12 protein-coding genes, 3 tRNA genes and 3 rRNA genes are annotated in these 18,716 nt (G+C 38.4%); 4 read left to right on the top strand and 14 right to left on the bottom strand.

Features of this window, described 5'->3' with window-relative positions; all coding sequences use genetic code 11:
• Window positions 1-53: 53 nt before the first annotated feature.
• Window positions 54-842, top strand: coding sequence for a TIGR02757 family protein (locus G7050_RS05790; RefSeq protein ID WP_166112500.1), 789 nt, complete (start codon window positions 54-56; stop codon window positions 840-842).
• A 28-nt stretch (window positions 843-870) separates the two neighbouring features.
• Here the strand turns inward: G7050_RS05790 and G7050_RS05795 are convergent, their stop codons facing one another.
• Window positions 871-1,668, bottom strand: coding sequence for a glycosyltransferase family 2 protein (locus tag G7050_RS05795; RefSeq protein ID WP_166112503.1), 798 nt, complete (start codon window positions 1,666-1,668; stop codon window positions 871-873).
• Window positions 1,669-1,740: 72 nt separating this feature from the next.
• Window positions 1,741-2,823, bottom strand: a complete 1,083-nt coding sequence (locus G7050_RS05800; RefSeq protein ID WP_166112507.1) for a mannose-1-phosphate guanylyltransferase — start codon at window positions 2,821-2,823, stop codon at window positions 1,741-1,743.
• A 167-nt stretch (window positions 2,824-2,990) separates the two neighbouring features.
• Between G7050_RS05800 and G7050_RS05805 the strand changes: the two genes are divergently transcribed.
• Window positions 2,991-3,074, top strand: a tRNA-Leu gene (locus G7050_RS05805).
• A 79-nt stretch (window positions 3,075-3,153) separates the two neighbouring features.
• Here the strand turns inward: G7050_RS05805 and G7050_RS05810 are convergent.
• Window positions 3,154-3,600, bottom strand: coding sequence for an N-acetyltransferase (locus G7050_RS05810; protein ID WP_166112510.1), 447 nt, complete (start codon window positions 3,598-3,600; stop codon window positions 3,154-3,156).
• 635 nt (window positions 3,601-4,235) lie between these two features.
• Between G7050_RS05810 and G7050_RS05815 the strand changes: the two genes are divergently transcribed.
• Both G7050_RS05815 and thrC read left to right on the top strand, forming a co-directional pair.
• Window positions 4,236-5,444 carry a cofactor-independent phosphoglycerate mutase gene (locus G7050_RS05815; protein ID WP_166112513.1) on the top strand — a complete coding sequence of 403 codons (1,209 nt, stop codon included), beginning with the start codon at window positions 4,236-4,238 and terminating at the stop codon, window positions 5,442-5,444.
• A 68-nt stretch (window positions 5,445-5,512) separates the two neighbouring features.
• Window positions 5,513-6,811 (top strand): threonine synthase, encoded by a 1,299-nt coding sequence (thrC, locus tag G7050_RS05820; protein WP_166112516.1) that lies wholly within the window; start codon window positions 5,513-5,515, stop codon window positions 6,809-6,811.
• A 75-nt stretch (window positions 6,812-6,886) separates the two neighbouring features.
• Here thrC and G7050_RS05825 read toward each other — a convergent pair whose 3' ends face one another.
• From G7050_RS05825 to G7050_RS05875, 11 genes are all read right to left on the bottom strand, one after another.
• Window positions 6,887-8,104 (bottom strand): DUF6051 family protein, encoded by a 1,218-nt coding sequence (locus G7050_RS05825; RefSeq protein WP_166112519.1) that lies wholly within the window; start codon window positions 8,102-8,104, stop codon window positions 6,887-6,889.
• A gap of 164 nt (window positions 8,105-8,268) precedes the next feature.
• A complete protein-coding gene (locus tag G7050_RS05830) occupies window positions 8,269-9,534 on the bottom strand; it encodes a DUF2851 family protein (RefSeq protein WP_166112522.1) in 1,266 nt (421 codons plus the stop codon).
• Between the two features lie 350 nt (window positions 9,535-9,884).
• Window positions 9,885-9,995 (bottom strand): 5S ribosomal RNA (rrf, locus tag G7050_RS05835).
• 116 nt (window positions 9,996-10,111) lie between these two features.
• A 23S ribosomal RNA gene (locus G7050_RS05840) occupies window positions 10,112-13,001 on the bottom strand.
• A gap of 122 nt (window positions 13,002-13,123) precedes the next feature.
• Window positions 13,124-13,197, bottom strand: a tRNA-Ala gene (locus G7050_RS05845).
• Between the two features lie 32 nt (window positions 13,198-13,229).
• Window positions 13,230-13,303: transfer RNA gene (locus G7050_RS05850), tRNA-Ile, on the bottom strand.
• A gap of 159 nt (window positions 13,304-13,462) precedes the next feature.
• A 16S ribosomal RNA gene (locus G7050_RS05855) occupies window positions 13,463-14,989 on the bottom strand.
• Together the 16S, 23S and 5S rRNA genes with 2 tRNA genes alongside form the textbook arrangement of a ribosomal RNA operon.
• 523 nt (window positions 14,990-15,512) lie before the next feature.
• A complete protein-coding gene (gene guaA, locus G7050_RS05860) occupies window positions 15,513-17,030 on the bottom strand; it encodes a glutamine-hydrolyzing GMP synthase (protein ID WP_166112525.1) in 1,518 nt (505 codons plus the stop codon).
• 168 nt (window positions 17,031-17,198) lie between these two features.
• A complete protein-coding gene (locus G7050_RS05865; RefSeq protein ID WP_166112528.1) occupies window positions 17,199-17,678 on the bottom strand; it encodes a hypothetical protein in 480 nt (159 codons plus the stop codon).
• Window position 17,679: 1 nt separating this feature from the next.
• On the bottom strand, window positions 17,680-18,180 hold the full coding sequence (locus G7050_RS05870; RefSeq protein ID WP_166112531.1) for a hypothetical protein: 501 nt from the start codon (window positions 18,178-18,180) through the stop codon (window positions 17,680-17,682).
• 1 nt (window position 18,181) lies between these two features.
• A complete protein-coding gene (locus tag G7050_RS05875) occupies window positions 18,182-18,706 on the bottom strand; it encodes a hypothetical protein (RefSeq protein ID WP_166112534.1) in 525 nt (174 codons plus the stop codon).
• Window positions 18,707-18,716: the final 10 nt, after the last annotated feature.

The raw sequence follows: 18,716 nt of genomic DNA on the forward strand, positions 1-18,716 counted from the left end.
CAATAGTTGTTTATAACTACGAAAGATACAAATAAATATATTAATCTATAATAATGGCTATAATAAATTTTGAATACCTTAAGGATTTTTTAGATCAGAAGGTTTTACTCTATAATCGTCCTCAATTCATAGAAAATGATCCCATTTGCATACCTCACTCTTACGATAGATATGAGGATGTCGAAATAATGGGTTTTTTTGCTGCTATTTTCGCTTGGGGACAACGCCCCACTATCATAAATAAATGTAAAGAACTTTCTCAGAGAATGGATAATGCCCCTTATCAATTTATAACGGAGCATAAAGAGGAAGATTTAAAACAATTGATCGGGTTTAAGCACCGTACGTTTAATGATACAGACCTTTTGTACTGTATTGATTTTTTTAAAAGGCATTATGCCCGATATTCAACACTCGAAACGGCGTTTTTCCCTAATAAGGGTATGACTGTAGAAGGTGGTTTAAATTATTTTCAGAATTATTTCTTCGATGCTCCGGATGCCCCTTCACGTACACGTAAACATATACCTAACCCTTTGCGTAAATCGGCGTGCAAACGTTTGAATATGTATTTGCGTTGGATGGTGAGAAACGATGAGCAGGGAGTCGATTTTGGTTTGTGGAAAACCATTCAGCCGAAAGATCTTATTTGTCCTCTCGATTTGCATGTAGAGCGTACAGCCAAAAAGATTGGATTATTATCAAGAGACAAGCCTGATTGGGTCGCAGCCAAAGAGCTGACTGATAACTTAAGGTTGTTTGATGCAGAAGATCCTGTTAAGTATGATTTTGCCTTGTTCGGCATATCTATCGAAGAGAAGTGTATAATAGATATTACTTAACGTTCTTAGTTATATTATAAAGTATTACTTATTTGAATAGCTTCACTAAGGCTTTTATCAGAAAAGAGCAGAGAGCACTTCTTTTCATCGTATTCATTATATATACATAATCGCTCATCTCATGAAAATTCTCATAGTCTTTTTGTATAGTCTTAGGAATATTTTCGTCTAAAACCTGAGTTCTCTCATGTATATGGGAGTCTATAAGTTGTGGGTTGGTACTTAATCCATCCCATTCAAAAAGAACAATGTCAACGTCAACAAATACAGGTTGTTCGTTTTTCAAGCCAATTGTTTGCAGGAAGAATTTCCAATCCGAGGTTATCTTTAGGGTTTCATCGTATAATCCATAAGTGTCAAATAAATTACGACGAATAAAGGTGGCCTGATGCTTAATTGTTCCCCAATAAAAATCGAATAAAGTAAGATATCTGTTTAAGCTAGGCACTTTTTGAGTGTAATTTCCAAAATCATTAATCTGATGCCCATTAATAAAAGGAGCTGTATAGGTTTGTGACCCAAATATATCTTTCAACACATTGTCTTTTGCAAAAGTATCGGCTGAATTAAGAAAATAACAATAGTCTCCCGTTGAGCGTTCTATTCCTTTATTCATGGCATTGAATACGCCAGTGTCTTTTTCGCTTATCCAGAAAGATATATCCGACGAATACTGTTTTATAATATCTACACTGTTGTCTGTTGAAGCTCCATCAATAATAATAAACTCATAATTAGTATAAGTTTGCTTGATAACGCTTTTTATGGTTCTTTCGAGGCCCTCAGCATTATTTCGGTTTACTGTTATAATAGATATCTTATTCATTGTTTGCAAAATTATAAAAAAAGAGTGACATATGATGCCACTCTTTTTTCGTATCGTCATATCTTCTGTTGATCAAATGTAGCTATCACCATACTTTAATTTCGTATCGGCAACAAACTGCTTAATACGCTGTTCCTGATCCTTTTGGCATATCAAAAGAATATCATCCACTTCGGCAACTATATAATTATTTAAGCCCTGTATGACAGCTAATTTCCCATCAGGTAGTGCTATAATATTTTCCGAACTTTCATAGAATAAGGTTTGACATTTAAGAGAGACGTTAGCATCCTTGTCTTTATCGGAAATATCATGCAGAGATCCCCATGTCCCTAGATCTGACCATCCGAAGTCTGCTGTAATAACACAAACATTAGTTGCTTTCTCCATTACTCCATAGTCGATAGAAATGCTTGGACAATAAGAATATTGTTCTTGAATGAAAGCTTTCTCACCTTTAGTTGTATATATATCTTTTCCTTGATTGAAAATGGTTGCTACTTCCGAAAGGTTATCATTGAAAGCTTTTAAAATAGTCTGAACATTCCAAATGAATAGCCCAGAATTCCATAAAAACTCACCGCTTTCGTAAAAAATCTTGGCTAAATCGAGATTGGGCTTTTCTGTAAATACTTTTACTCTATTTATATCCCCAACAGTCTCTTCATCAATTTGAATATATCCATAGCCAGTTTCGGGTCTGTTAGGCTTGATTCCTAGAGTTAATAAGATTTCATGGTTTTCAACAAAACCTAATGCTTTGTTTATAACAGCAGCAAACTCATCTTCTTTGAGAATAAGATGGTCAGAGGGAGCTACAACTATATTAGCATTCGGATTTATTGCATTAATATGATAACTGGCATAAGCAATACATGGTGCGGTATTTCTCCTAAGGGGTTCTAATAAAATTTGGCTAGGAGCTAATTCCGGAACCTCTTGCATAGTAAGTTCGGCGTAACTTTCATTTGTTACAATAAATATATTTTCGACAGGTAAGATCTTCTTAAATCGATCTACGGTCATTTGTAAAAGCGAACGACCTGTACCGAAGAAGTCAAGAAATTGTTTGGGACGAGCTTCGCGACTAAATGGCCAAAAACGACTGCCAATTCCTCCACTCATTATCACACAATAACTATTTTTATTGTCCATGGTATAAAATAGGGTATGAATTTATATCTATTGTTTACGTCTAACATTAAGACGTAAACAAATGTAATATATTTTATGCAGAGAAAAAAAAATACTTCTTTTTTCAAAAAAAAGAAGAGATGTATGGTATATTCGAAAATATATCTATCTTTGCACTCACAAAAAATGCCCAGATGGCGGAATTGGTAGACGCGCTGGTCTCAAACACCAGTGGATTCACTTCCATGCCGGTTCGATCCCGGCTCTGGGTACTCAAGCGGAAAAAGTTGAAAAACTCTCTCCGCTTTTTGTTTCTGCCTATCACAACTTATCTCATTAGCCAACTGACAGTTAAGATAAATTTATTTTCAAATAAATCATATCTTTTAATTGTTTCCCATTTTCAAACATTTCATGATCGTAATTGTCTATGAAAAAGTCTTTTACCGTATGTGAATAAACAAATCCGATTTTTTTGTAAAATGACAATATTTTATCGTCTTCACCCGTGCCAAGTAATAGTGTATCACATTTATCTTTATAGTACTCAATGATATGCTTTATCATTAAACTTCCGTATCCTTTCTCTTGTTCTTTTTCGTAAGTTGCAATATTTTTAATTTCGCAAGTGTTTGTGTCTTCTTGCGTTACGACACAAACCGTTTTTAAATCAGTGTCATATAATGCAAATAATTCCCCTCTTTCTAAATATTTGAGAATCATACTTTCCTTTTCATCGCCCAATAGAAGCAAATTCATAAACAGTCCTTTATTCTCTATTATTTTTTTAATTTCCATTTGATCAAAATATTTTTTAATGAAAAAACAATATTAATGTAAATAAATGATATATCAATATCAGTAGAGATCTTTTAATTTAGGGTTTAATCCACTCCCTGAATTCACAGATGAAGTCTAAATCTTTAAGAAATTGGTTCGAGAATAAAACGCTTAAGGAGTACCCTGAAGCCTTATCCGCATAACTTCACTCATTCCTCTCACAGGGACTCCATAAAGCCTATTTTATCTATAAAAGAAAGTATTATGACAAAATTTAAGGTTATGGAACTAATTAAATCAACAGATAATATCTTTGCCAAGACAACTAAAAAGTGACATAAGAAAAGGCTGGAAAAAGTTGTCACTTTTGTCATCTTTGTAATGTTTTTCAATCCTTAACACTGATAATAAGCAATCTACAAAAATGACATAAATATACCCCTTCAAGTAAAATGTAATCTACTTTTGTCACCTTGTGTAACTTCCTTTTTTCAAATAACGAAGCTACCGATTAAATTTTCTTATTGATAGCTTTTTGACAAAAAAGAGTGACAATAAAACATAAAAGCAACCTCCTTTAAAATATTTTGTATATTTTAGTGCTTTACTAGAAACAGAGATGAAAATTTAAGGATTGCAATTTAGGATAAAGCATGAAGACAATTATAATTTTAGGAGACGGAATGGCCGATGAGCCAATCGAAGCTTTAGGAAATAAAACTCCGTTACAGGCTGCACATAAACCATACATTGATTTGCTTGCGGCTAAAGGAAAAAGCGGATTATTGGATACAATACCTGCTGGATTTAAACCCGGTAGCGAAATTGCTAATCTATCGGTACTTGGATACAATGTTCCACTTGTTTTTGAAGGGCGTGGTTCTTTGGAAGCTGCCAGCATGGATGTAGATATTGCTCCTGGAGAAATGGCTATGAGATGTAATGTTATCTGTATTGAAGATGGCAAGATCAAAAACCACTCTGCCGGACATATTTCGACGGAAGAAGCTGCTGAATTAATCCATTTTTTGGAAAAAGAACTAGGCGATGATATTGCCAGTTTTTATCCGGGAGTATCGTATCGCCATCTGTTGAAAATAAAAGATGGAAATAAGAATCTGGATTGTACGGCGCCACATGATGTAATTGGCACTCCTTTTGAAGATGTACTGATTAAAGCTACAACTCCTGATGCCGAAGAAACTGCTAAATATCTGAATGGTTTAATACTGAAATCTCAGGAATTACTGAAAGGTCATCCCATCAATAAAAAACGCATTGCAGAAGGCAAAGACCCTGCTAACAGCATCTGGCCTTGGTCGCCTGGGTATAGACCCAAAATGCAGACTTTGCAAGAACTTTACGGTATAAAAAGCGGATCGGTAATATCGGCAGTCGATTTAATTATGGGAATCGGTAAATACGCCGGTTTGAAGCTGATTCATGTAGAAGGTGCAACCGGATTATATGATACCAACTACGAAGGTAAAGCTCAGGCTGCTATAGATGCTCTAAAGAATGACGATTTTGTATATCTACATATCGAAGCCAGTGACGAAGCGGGTCATGAAGGCGATTACGAATTAAAGAAAAAAACAATAGAGTATCTTGATTCTCGTGTTGTAAAAACTATCTATGAGGCTACTAAAGATTGGACTGAACCTGTAACAATAGCTATTCTTCCCGACCACCCTACCCCTTGCCATTTGCGTACACATACCAACAAGCCTGTTCCATTTCTTATCTACAGATCAAATGGAGAAGCTGACGATGTACAGGTATATGACGAATTTGAGTCTGCAAAAGGAGATTTTGGTATTTTGGTCGGTCATGAATTTATGGATACTTTATTTAATAAATAGTCACAAGTCCTAATAATAGACGCGAAAAATCTTTCGTCCATAAAATAGAAATAGATCAAAAATCTGATATGAAATATTATAGTACAAATAAACAGGCACAAGAGGCTACCTTACAGGAAGCTGTGGTTAAAGGGCTGGCATCCGACAAAGGTTTGTTTATGCCCGAAAAGATAAAGCAATTACCTCAATCGTTTTTTGATAAAATAGACACTCTCAGCTTTCAGGAGATCGCTTATACCGTTGCCGATGCTTTCTTTGGCGAAGATATCGAAGCTGATACTCTGAAACAGATTGTTTACGACACGCTTAACTTTGATACTCCGCTAGTACATGTAAACGACAATATATATAGCTTAGAACTGTATCACGGGCCTACATTGGCTTTTAAAGATGTAGGTGCACGTTTTATGGCTCGTTTACTAGCATACTTTATCAAAAAGCAGGGACAAAGCGATGTTAAAGTTCTTGTAGCTACTTCGGGAGATACAGGAAGTGCCGTAGCCAATGGATTTTTGGGTGTCGATGGTATTCATGTGTATGTCTTATATCCGAAAGGAAAAGTCAGTAATATTCAGGAATGTCAGTTTACGACTCTTGGACAAAATATTACTGCTCTCGAAATAGATGGAACATTCGACGATTGTCAGGCTTTAGTAAAGACTGCTTTTATGGATGAAGAGCTGAATAAAAAGCTGAATCTGACTTCTGCTAATTCGATTAATGTGGCTCGTTTTCTTCCTCAGGCTTTTTACTATTTCAATGCTTATGCACAGTTGAAAAAACTGAATAAGGCTGAGAATGTAGTGATCAGTGTTCCGAGTGGAAACTTCGGAAATCTTACTGCGGGACTTATCGCCAAACGAATGGGACTGCCTATTAAACGTTTTATTGCCGCCAATAATAGTAACGATATATTTTATAAATACTTGCAGACAGGTAAGTATAACCCTCGCCCATCTGTTCAAACCATTGCCAATGCGATGGATGTAGGCGATCCAAGTAATTTTGCACGTATATTGGATTTATACAATCATTCTCTTTCGGAAATAAAAAAAGATATTTCCGGTGAATGGTATGATGATAATACTATTAAAGATGTTGTAAGAGAGACTTATCAAAAAACAGGTTATTTACTAGATCCACATGGGGCATGTGCTTATCAAGGTCTTGCTGATTATTTGGAAGAAGATGAAGTTGGCGTCTTTTTAGAGACTGCTCACCCGGCTAAATTCTTAGAAACAGTAGAATCTATTCTCGACAAGAAGATAGAAGTTCCTGCGACTTTAAAAGCCTTCATGAAGGGTGAAAAGAAAAGTATTGCATTAAATAAAGAATACGAAGGTTTTAGAAGCTCGTTACTTCGATAAACGATTCTTTACCATATAATAATAAACCCGACTGAGATCTATCTCGGTCGGGTTTATTTATATCAGTCTGTAACCTTATTTCAAAAAGTCACAAAATAAATCAAATGTTCGTTTAAACTGTTCTGTTACATCTTTCTTTATATTATCCAAAGCCGGAAAAGGATCTTCATGCTTGTATTTATAAGGAAAGTCCAATATATCAACTCTGATAGGAATATCACGGTTAATACCTTGTAAAGTATTTATGACCTCATAAGCAGGAACAACTGTATCTTCTCTTAGTGTAATAGCATAAATTCGGTCACTCATTTCTCTAAACTTACTTTCGCGGTATTTGGTGAGGGTTTTATAGTTCAGCATACTTCTGAAGTTGACTCCCTCAGGGTGTACTCCTCCCAAATAATGCCTTAAGACTTCATCTCTCTTCATATGGCTTTCAAGATGTTCAACCACATACGAATAGAGGCTTACATTTGCCTCACTATCCAAAATAAACTTAGAAACGGGTGATAGCCTGTTAAAGACAGCTCCTCCACAAAACGACAAAAACTTCGATTTCGAAAAATATCCGTTTTTATTGGTCATCATCAATATTTCAGATAAGAAACTTCCTATCGAGTATGAGAATACATCAATGGAAGCTTCGGCATCTATAGTCGGATGATTATTTGCTTTAATATCTTCAATGAGATCAATTACATCATAATAGGTTTGCAAGCCAGACCATATAAATCTTTGCGGCTTATTGTGCAAACGTGTACTGATAGCAACATTCGATAAGCTGGAACCAATCACATCCGGATGACGTTGTTTGCGTTGCTCACTGATCGAATACATCTCACGCATATCGCTCCATGCAGCCGGAGCCCTATTCATATGAAATGCTATGGGAAATAAGATCACAGCCTTGCCAGTCTTCTCAACAATATATTTTGCCCATGGCAGGTATTTCGCCCAGTGCTTTTCATTAAAACCGTGAAACATCAGTAACACACCTTTTGCTTTGGATGTGTTTTTGGGTGCTATTACATGATAACGGAACTTAATATTCTCAAGAATCTCAGCATCTTTTTTGTTGAGCATCTCCTGAATAATATCAGGTTCATACTCATGCTCTGTTCCTGAGAGAATGTACTCGTAATCGTCACTATTACCTGACCCTCCCGGCAGAATGAAACGGTAGTTCGACTCAAAATTATAATTTCGTAATACCGTATTATCGTCAATTTCGATCTCATTAGCATCATAAGATTCAATATCTTTCAGATGCTTAAACAAATCACAATATTCCATTTTCTTTCTATAATTAGGTACAGTAAAAAATAACTCAATTCAAGTTCACTGAACTAAGGACTCAGACCTTTTTATTGCTCTGGCAACTAAAAAAGCAATAAGTCGTTATGCTATAAAATATATTATTAGATATTTTCTTTTACTTCATAGACATCACCCTCTGTCTATTTTCCAGATAATAACTTATATCCAATTCTGCAATACAAACATTTTCTTTTTTCGCAATATTCGCGTTTCAATTGAATGAGTGCTTGAGTATCATAGGCACTTCTTGTTCTTATTCCATATAAAGCGAACTGCTTTATAATCGAATTTGATTCGGGCTTGATTAATTCTAGCGAATTTAAAGCTCTGTCAACATATTGTTCATCATTTAGTCTCCGACCATATGAGAAAACAACAGGTACTACTGCATTTATTATCATCACATCTAACGAAGCATCACCTATATATTTATTCTTACGTGGTGATTCTTCCCCTAAATGATAATGAGTTTGCCAATATTCTGAGGCATTCACATGAAAAAGCAGACGGATCTGTCCCAAATCTTTACATTCCAATATTTTAGCAAAAAGCCCTTGGATGTTCTGTAACAGACTTGCTAATTGTGCAATACGAATATGCGGTGAACTCGTTGGCCGGATACGTAACTTTCTAAATATATCCTTGTCTAAAGGTGTCAGAGAATATTTATTCTTCAGGAAACTATATTCTTGGTGAAGTTTTTTAGTATAGTCATCAGATAAATCAATATCATCCAGCATACCTGACTGTCCGAATAACAGGGCTTCTATCTGTAATGGATTATCTCCTTGTTTTAAGATATAATGCAAAGGCAGACTCAAAGCTAAGCGCTCAAATGCATCCGAATTAAGACCAAATCCCATAGACCTTGATAACAGCACATAAAACACATCTGCCCATGAATTATTAAATCTATCCAGCAACTTCTGGATGTCTGCTGATTTACGTTCGAGACGCTCTAATAATAGAGCATTAAGCCATCCTTGCAAATGGATCGAAGGGTAGTCTTTTAAATAATTACAACACGGTAAGGAAACATCCGAGTTCAATAAAAATTCTATATTGTCTTTTATATGTTGAGGATACTTTATCTCACACTGAGGTATGGGTAGCTTGGCCTCATTATGCACAGTGCCGGATGCAAACTCAACGACATGCAATATTACCGAATTATATACACTATTTTTATCATGTTGATGTTTATACCAATCCTCTGATGACCTATGTATCTCTATATTGCCAACCCAAACCCTCTCTCCTACTTTTACTTTAGCATTAAAGAAATCAGGCCCTGCATCTGTATTATGTAAACCAACATCTAATATTTCGATAGGAATTCCATCTGTTGTTTTTAAGTCCGATTGAAAAAGTCGATGCTTCCATACATAGTGTAATAGTTGCTCCATTTGTAGATAAGTATCAAGAATATATTCAGATTATTTATAAATATGCTTTACATCCATAAAAATAGAAAATATATATTCTAATCGTGATATTAGCAGGTAATATATTCTCTCTTCTTTGTATTTTTTATCATTCGAGAAATTCTTAAACCTTTCTTTTTGGGCATTGTAGATCTAAAAGCAGCTTTGAGTGATTGCTCGCAAAATAACTGCTGCTATTAAAGTTGTATGGCTCAGTGATTGGTGTTCTTTACGCGATGTATTTGTTTTGAGATTATTAAGAGTGTAATAAATTGTGTTGTGTGTATATAATAAAACAGCCTCAGAGTATAAAACTCTGAGGCTGTTTAAAAAGAGGGCGGCTATCTACTCTCCCACCTAATGGCAGTACCATCGACGTGGTTGGGCTTAACTTCTCTGTTCGGAATGGGAAGAGGTGGATCCCCAACGCTATAACCACCTTAATATTGTAAATTAAATATCTACTTATAGAGATTTAATTGAGATGATGTAAAAGAGCTTTCAAATAACTTGTATGTAGCAAACCTGGGTCAATCAGGCGAGACTCTGGGCAGAGTCATGGAAAAAAGTTTCGGGCAATTAGTACTACTCGGCTATGACATTACTGCCTTTACACCTGTAGCCTATCAACGTCGTAGTCTGCGACGACCCTTATAAGGATATCTTATCTTGAAGCCGGCTTCGTACTTAGATGCTTTCAGCACTTATCCGATCCAGACTTAGCTACCCGGCGATGCTCCTGGCGGAACAACCGGTAAACCAGGGGTCTGTCCAACACGGTCCTCTCGTACTAGTGTCAGATCTCCGCAAATATCCTGCGCCCACGATAGATAGAGACCGAACTGTCTCACGACGTTCTGAACCCAGCTCGCGTGCCACTTTAATGGGCGAACAGCCCAACCCTTGGGACCTTCTCCAGCCCCAGGATGTGACGAGCCGACATCGAGGTGCCAAACCATTCCGTCGATATGAGCTCTTGGGAATGATCAGCCTGTTATCCCCGGAGTACCTTTTATCCTTTGAGCGATGGCCATTCCATACTGAAACCACCGGATCACTATGCTCTAGTTTCCTACCTGATCGACTTGTCGGTCTCTCAGTCAAGCGCGCTTATGCCATTACACTCTACGAACGGTTACCAATCGTTCTGAGCGCACCTTTAGAAGCCTCCGTTACTCTTTTGGAGGCGACCACCCCAGTCAAACTACCCACCATACAGTGTCCCCGTATCCACGGGTTAGAATTCAAACAATTAAAGGGCCGTATTTCAAGGGTGACTCCACAAATACTGGCGTACCTGCTTCATAGTCTCCGGCCTATCCTACACATCAAGTGCCCAAATTCAATGTAAAGCTATAGTAAAGGTTCACGGGGTCTTTTCGTCCCATCGCGGGTAATCGGCATCTTCACCGATACTACAATTTCACCGAGCTCACAGTTGAGACAGTGTCCAGATCATTACACCATTCGTGCAGGTCGGAACTTACCCGACAAGGAATTTCGCTACCTTAGGACCGTTATAGTTACGGCCGCCGTTTACTGGGGCTTCAATTCAAAGCTTCTCATTGCTGATGACTTCTCCTCTTAACCTTCCAGCACCGGGCAGGTGTCAGGCTATATACTTCTTATTTCTAATTTGCATAGCCATGTGTTTTTGTTAAACAGTTGCCTGGACCTATTCTCTGCGACCTACATTGCTGTAGGTACCCTTTCTCCCGAAGTTACAGGGTCATTTTGCCTAATTCCTTAACTGTGAATCACTCGAGCGCCTTAGTATACTCAACCCAACTACGTGTGTCCGTTTTAGTACGGGTACGATATAGATTAGCGTTTAGCGGTTTTTCTTGGCAGTTTGTTTACCTACATTTTTAACTTGCCACAAGGGCTCGTCATACTTTCAAGTTCGACTCTTCTAGCGGATTTGCCTACTAAAATCAACATCTACACTCTTTAACCATCTATTCCGTCAGATGGCAGTAGTTTCACTTCTGCGTCCCCACATCACTCTATACAGTAGTAACGGAATATTAACCGTTTCGTCCATCGGAATCGCCCTTCGGCTTATCCTTAGGTCCCGACTTACCCTGATCCGATTAGCGTTGATCAGGAAACCTTAGTCTTTCGGCGAGGAGGTTTCTCACCTCCTTTATCGTTACTCATACCTACATTTGCTTTTCCGTACGCTCCAGAGTAGCTTACGCTACGCCTTCTACGCTGAACGGAATGCTCCCCTACCGATAATATTTTATCCCATAGCTTCGGTAACATGTTTGATGCCCGATTATTATCCACGCATCGCCACTCGACTAGTGAGCTGTTACGCACTCTTTAAATGAATGGCTGCTTCCAAGCCAACATCCTAGCTGTCTCTGTAGCAACACTTCGTTAATTCAACTTAACATGTATTTGGGGACCTTAGCTGATGGTCTGGGTTCTTTCCCTCTCGGACATGGACCTTAGCACCCATGCCCTCACTCCCGGTAAAAACTTATGCCCATTCGGAGTTTATCTGGACTTGATAGGCGGTGAAGCCCTCGCATCCAATCAGTAGCTCTACCTGACATAAGTTATAAGCCGAGGCTGCACCTAAATGCATTTCGGGGAGTACGAGCTATCTCCAAGTTTGATTAGCCTTTCACCCCTACCCTCAAGTCATCCGAAAGCTTTTCAACGCTTACCGGTTCGGTCCTCCAATTGGTGTTACCCAACCTTCAACCTGCTCAAGGGTAGATCACTTGGTTTCGCGTCTACTCCCATTGACTAAGCGCCCTGTTAAGACTTGCTTTCGCTTCGGCTGCGTACCTCAATAGTACTTAACCTTGCCAATGAGAGTAACTCGTAGGTTCATTATGCAAAAGGCACGCCGTCACCATTACTGGCTCCGACCGCTTGTAGGCACATGGTTTCAGGGTCTATTTCACTCCTCTGTTCGAGGTTCTTTTCACCTTTCCCTCACGGTACTGGTTCACTATCGGTCTCTCGGAAGTATTTAGCCTTACCGGATGGTCCCGGTGGATTCATACAGGATTTCTCGTGTCCCGCACTACTCAGGAGTCTGCTAGGCTTGGTTAGGGTTTCGTATACGGGATTATCACCCTCTGTGATCGATCTTTCCAAATCGTTCTACTACTCTAACTTCTTGCCACAGCGCAGTCCTACAACCCCAATAATGCCGAAACATTATTGGTTTGGGCTAATCCCATTTCGCTCGCCACTACTCTGGGAATCACTTTTGTTTTCTTTTCCTATGGGTACTTAGATGTTTCAGTTCCCCACGTTTGCTTCTGGTTAGACCAGATGACGGTTTCTTCAACCGCCGGGTTGCCCCATTCGGAGATCTTGGGATATAATGGATATTTGCTCCTCCCCCAAGCTTTTCGCAGCTTATCACGTCCTTCTTCGCCTTCGAGAGCCTAGGCATCCCCCATGTGCCCTTATTTACTTTTTTCTTCGCCTGATTTATAAGGGTTCTTACAAACTCTTATATACCGGTTTGATATATACTCGTTATATTTTTACTTGCTCTTTTTTACATCATGTCAAAGATCGTTTACCTATTACATAGGTATTGTGGAGAATAACGGATTCGAACCGTTGACCCCCTGCGTGCAAGGCAGGTGCTCTAGCCAGCTGAGCTAATCCCCCGTAGTGGGAAGCGTGACTTCCTTCGTACTTTGTAGTCCCAGGCAGAGTTGAACTGCCGACCTCTACATTATCAGTGTAGCGCTCTAACCAACTGAGCTATAGGACTGGCTTGTTCTTGTGCGCCTGAAACTGTGGATACACAGCTTCTCTGTTCTCTTATTTTGTTAGGTTGTACATAGGTTTTGAAACATTTTAAAAAAGACATTAGACATCGGGTAGATTCCTTTTCTTCAAAGGGTCTCTTTGTTAGACAAGGCTTCTCCAGAAAGGAGGTGTTCCAGCCGCACCTTCCGGTACGGCTACCTTGTTACGACTTAGCCCCAGTCACTAGTTTTACCCTAGGACGCTCCTTGCGGTTACGTACTTCAGGTACCCCCAGCTTCCATGGCTTGACGGGCGGTGTGTACAAGGCCCGGGAACGTATTCACCGCGCCATGGCTGATGCGCGATTACTAGCGAATCCAGCTTCATGGAGTCGAGTTGCAGACTCCAATCCGAACTGGGAATGGCTTTGGAGATTGGCATCCTGTCACCAGGTAGCGACCCTCTGTACCATCCATTGTAACACGTGTGTCGCCCCGGACGTAAGGGCCGTGCTGATTTGACGTCATCCACACCTTCCTCACAGCTTACGCTGGCAGTCTTGTCAGAGTCCTCAGCTTGACCTGTTAGTAACTAACAATGTGGGTTGCGCTCGTTATGGCACTTAAGCCGACACCTCACGGCACGAGCTGACGACAACCATGCAGCACCTACACATCTGCTATTGCTAGAAGATCTGTTTCCAGATCGGTCAGATGCATTTCAAGCCCGGGTAAGGTTCCTCGCGTATCATCGAATTAAACCACATGTTCCTCCGCTTGTGCGGGCCCCCGTCAATTCCTTTGAGTTTCACCGTTGCCGGCGTACTCCCCAGGTGGATTACTTATCGCTTTCGCTTAGCCGCTTATTGTAATATCACAAACAGCTAGTAATCATCGTTTACGGCGTGGACTACCAGGGTATCTAATCCTGTTTGATACCCACGCTTTCGTGCTTCAGCGTCAGTTATAGTTTAGTAAGCTGCCTTCGCAATTGGAGTTCTTCGTGATATCTATGCATTTCACCGCTACACCACGAATTCCGCCTACTTCAAATATACTCAAGAAAAACAGTTTCAACGGCAATTTTAAGGTTGAGCCTCAAACTTTCACCGCTGACTTATCATCCCGCCTACGCACCCTTTAAACCCAATAAATCCGGATAACGCTCGCATCCTCCGTATTACCGCGGCTGCTGGCACGGAGTTAGCCGATGCTTATTCGTATGGTACTTGCAATAGGTTACTCGTAACCTTTTTTACTCCCATACAAAAGAAGTTTACAACCCGTAGGGCAGTCATCCTTCACGCGACTTGGCTGGTTCAGACTCTCGTCCATTGACCAATATTCCTCACTGCTGCCTCCCGTAGGAGTCTGGACCGTGTCTCAGTTCCAGTGTGGGGATAAACCTCTCAGTTCCCCTATCCATCGTTGCTTTGGTGAGCCGTTACCTCACCAACTGGCTAATGGAACGCATGCCCATCTTCTACCGATTAATCTTTAGCAAATATTACCATGCGGTATCCCTGCGTTATGGGGTATTAATCCGAATTTCTCCGGGCTATTCCCCTGTAGAAGGTAGGTTGCATACGTGTTACTCACCCGTGCGCCGGTCGTCATCAAAGTATTGCTACTTCATGCTACCCCTCGACTTGCATGTGTTAGGCCTGTCGCTAGCGTTCATCCTGAGCCAGGATCAAACTCTTCTTTGTATATCTTTTTTATATTCTTTGAAGCGTTTGTCTTTTTTTACTCAAGGTTTTTGACGTTGAGTTAGAGTCTCTAATCTAAAATTAGTCTCTACCCGTCTAATGCTATATTTTTTGTTTCTTATGTATCAACCGTGTCAAAGATCGTTCTTTTTTGCTTCGTTTTATAACCGTCTCTCGGTTTTAAAGCGAGTGCAAAAGTAGTCGCTTTTTATATACGCTCCAAATATTATTACAACTATTTTTGAAAACTTTTTTCCTTTATTCCCTAACTTATATCTAAACAGTGGTTTACATTGTGAAAAAAAAATGAGGATTGGGGGGGAATCAACGGAAAGCTACTATTGATAAGACTTTGGTACAATTTCACGACTCATTTAATTTCGAAAAAACGGATAAAATAATTACACAGACAAAGGAATTCTATTTCTTTCTATGGATTTATTACTGCATCTGAATAAAAAAGAGAAGCTGATTTTATTGTCAGCCTCTCTTTTCTTATATCTCGTTATATATAATGTTCAATTTACTCCCACTCTATAGTTGCAGGTGGCTTAGATGATATATCATATACTACACGGTTCACACCTTTTACTTTGTTAATAATCTCATTAGACACTTTAGCAAGGAACTCATATGGTAGATGTGCCCAATCGGCAGTCATCGCATCTGTTGATGTTACTGCACGAAGTGCAATTGTAAATTCATACGTACGCTCGTCTCCCATAACTCCAACTGATTTCACAGGTAAAAGTATTGCTCCTGCTTGCCATACCTTATCATAGAGGTGATATTCATTCAACATCTTTATATATATATCATCTGCGTTCTGAAGTATTTCTACTTTTTCGGCCGTAATATCTCCTAAGACACGGATACCTAGTCCGGGCCCGGGGAATGGATGGCGTTTAATAAGATGTTCCATCATGCCCAACTCTAAACCAATTCTGCGAACCTCGTCTTTAAACAATAGCTTCAAAGGTTCTACCAGTTTCAAATTCATCTTCTCGGGAAGTCCACCGACATTATGGTGCGACTTAATTACTGTGCCTGTTATCGAAAGCGATTCAATAATATCAGGATAGATAGTACCTTGTCCCAACCATTTTATATCTTTCAACTTATGAGCTTCTTCGTCAAAGACATCAATAAAGCCTTTTCCTATAATTTTTCTCTTCTCTTCGGGATCAGCAACGCCTGCCAATGCTTTGTAGAATCTTTCTTTGGCATTAACCCCTATTACATTTAATCCTAAATGCTCATAGTCTTTTTGAACTCTCTCGAATTCGTTCTTACGCAAAAGACCATGATCGACAAATACACACGTCAGGTTTTTACCTATTGCTTTATTCAGCAACACGGCTGTTACCGATGAATCGACTCCTCCCGAAAGAGCAAGTATAACTTTGTCATTACCCAATTGAGCTTTCAATTCAGCAACTGTCGATTCTATAAATGAAGCCGGAGTCCAATCTTTTTTGCAACCACAGATATTCAGGAAATTATTCAACAGCTTAGTTCCATCTACTGTATGGAATACTTCGGGGTGAAACTGTACTCCCCAAGTTTGCTCGCCTTGTATTTTATAAGCAGCAGCTTTTACATCTTCGGTACTCGCGATTATATCAAAAGTAGAAGGCAATACTGTTATTGTATCTCCATGAGACATCCAGACTTGTGAACCTTTAGCTATACCATCAAACAATGGATCTTGCTCCATAGATACTAAATGTGCTCTCCCGTATTCACGAGAATCGCCTTTTTCGACTTTTCCTTCTGAGGTGTGTGCCAAAAATTGTGCTCCATAACAAATGCCCAATACAGGATATTTCTTTCTGATTTCTGACAAATCGGCTTTAAATGCGTCTTTATCATTTACAGAGAAAGGACTGCCTGATAATATCACTCCTTTTACGGTAGTATCATCTTTAGGAAACTTGTTATAAGGAACTATTTCGCAATATGTATTCAGTTCGCGAACGCGGCGACCAATTAGTTGGGTGGTTTGTGAGCCAAAATCGAGGATAATAATCTTTTCGAGCATAGAGAAGTTTTTGATTAATTCTTTTATGCACACAAAGATAAAAAAAAGATTGCGATTATATATTCATAGGCTTATTATAATCGCAACCAATACATTGTTGTTACCAAAGTATTATGTCTGTTTTCTACTGAATTAATTATCTATGGCATATAATAATACATCTTATATCTATCGGTTCTTTATTATTTGAGCAATTTTAAGCTCTTTATTCACCCAATTGGGAGCACTACTATTTAGAGTGTAATCTGTCGCAATTATAGAATATTCTTTTTTCGATATTTTGACCTCAATCGTATCAGACTCATAATCGTTCCATCTTATAATTGTCACCGACTTACCCTCGTTATCTGTATAAAGGCTAAGAGCTACTGATACAGAGTATTTATCTTCAGAAATATCAGGTTCTCTGAAAAAACAAATACCTGAAACCTCATATTCTATCATTTTGCCTTCTTTTTTATAAAAAGCTCTGACTCGAGATGTTTCGATTGAATTTTTATTATTCGGATTTAACAGATCATTTCCATTCTGATCTACAACATAACTACGAAAGCCAAAATAAAAATAGGGGTCTGGATGTTGGTTATCGCAACTAAACAGGCTTGACAATAATGGCAATACCAATAAGTATAGTATTCTTTTCTGCATATTACTCTCTTGTCTTTACTATTTTAGCAACTTTCAGCCCTTGATTAATCCAATCAATATCTTCATTTCCATTTATCCAATATTTTGTTCCTAATTGTACACTCCCCATTTTTTCTATCTGAACTGTTATTGTGTCAGAATCATATTCATCCCATTTTACAATAGTAACCGATCTATCTTCATATTCAATATGAGAACTAATAGGTATAATAATGTTTAAATAATTAATATTGTCATAGGGAGCATGAATACTATATCCTTTTGGAATACTAGACATTGCATTATAATAAAAAACGGGTTCGCCATCGATTATATGATAAATCTGTATTTGAGAAGTATCTATTGCATCTGGATTCATAGGATTTAATAAATCATTTCCATCTTGGTCCAACACACAACAAGCAAAACCATAATCTAGGTTTGTTGCATTTTCTTCCTTATCGCATCCAAAAAGATATATTAATAATGGCAATACCAATAAGTATAGTATTTTTTTCTGCATATTACTCCCTTGTCTTTACGATCTTAACCAAATAGTCACCTTTATTAATCCAGTCAATATTTTCATCACCGTTAATCCAATATTTTTTACCTATGTATGAGTTAGCAGTTCTTTCAACTAAAATAGAAATCGTGTCCGCTTCTTGTTCATTCCACTTGATAATAGTCGTTGACTTACCCTCGTTATCAAGATACCAACTCACGCTAACAGACATTTCCAAATTTGAACCCGTTATATTTTCATCTGGTCTCCAAAATGAATATCCTTTAGATATAAAAGCCATAGAACTACTATATTGCATAGACTTAAAATAAGGAATAGCCTCGCCATTAATCATATGATAAATCTCTATTCGTGCAGTATCAATCCACCCTATTGACGCCGGATCGAATAAATCATTTCCATTTTGATCAAGTACACTGCAACCAAACCCATAGGCTAAATTTGTTGCATTTTCATTCTTGTCACAACCAAACAAGGTTGATAATAAAGAAAGAGTTAATATTATGGACATCAGCTTTCTCATATCATTGAAT

Origin of the sequence: Dysgonomonas sp. HDW5A (assembly GCF_011299555.1) — a bacterium.
Lineage (GTDB): Bacteria > Bacteroidota > Bacteroidia > Bacteroidales > Dysgonomonadaceae > Dysgonomonas_A.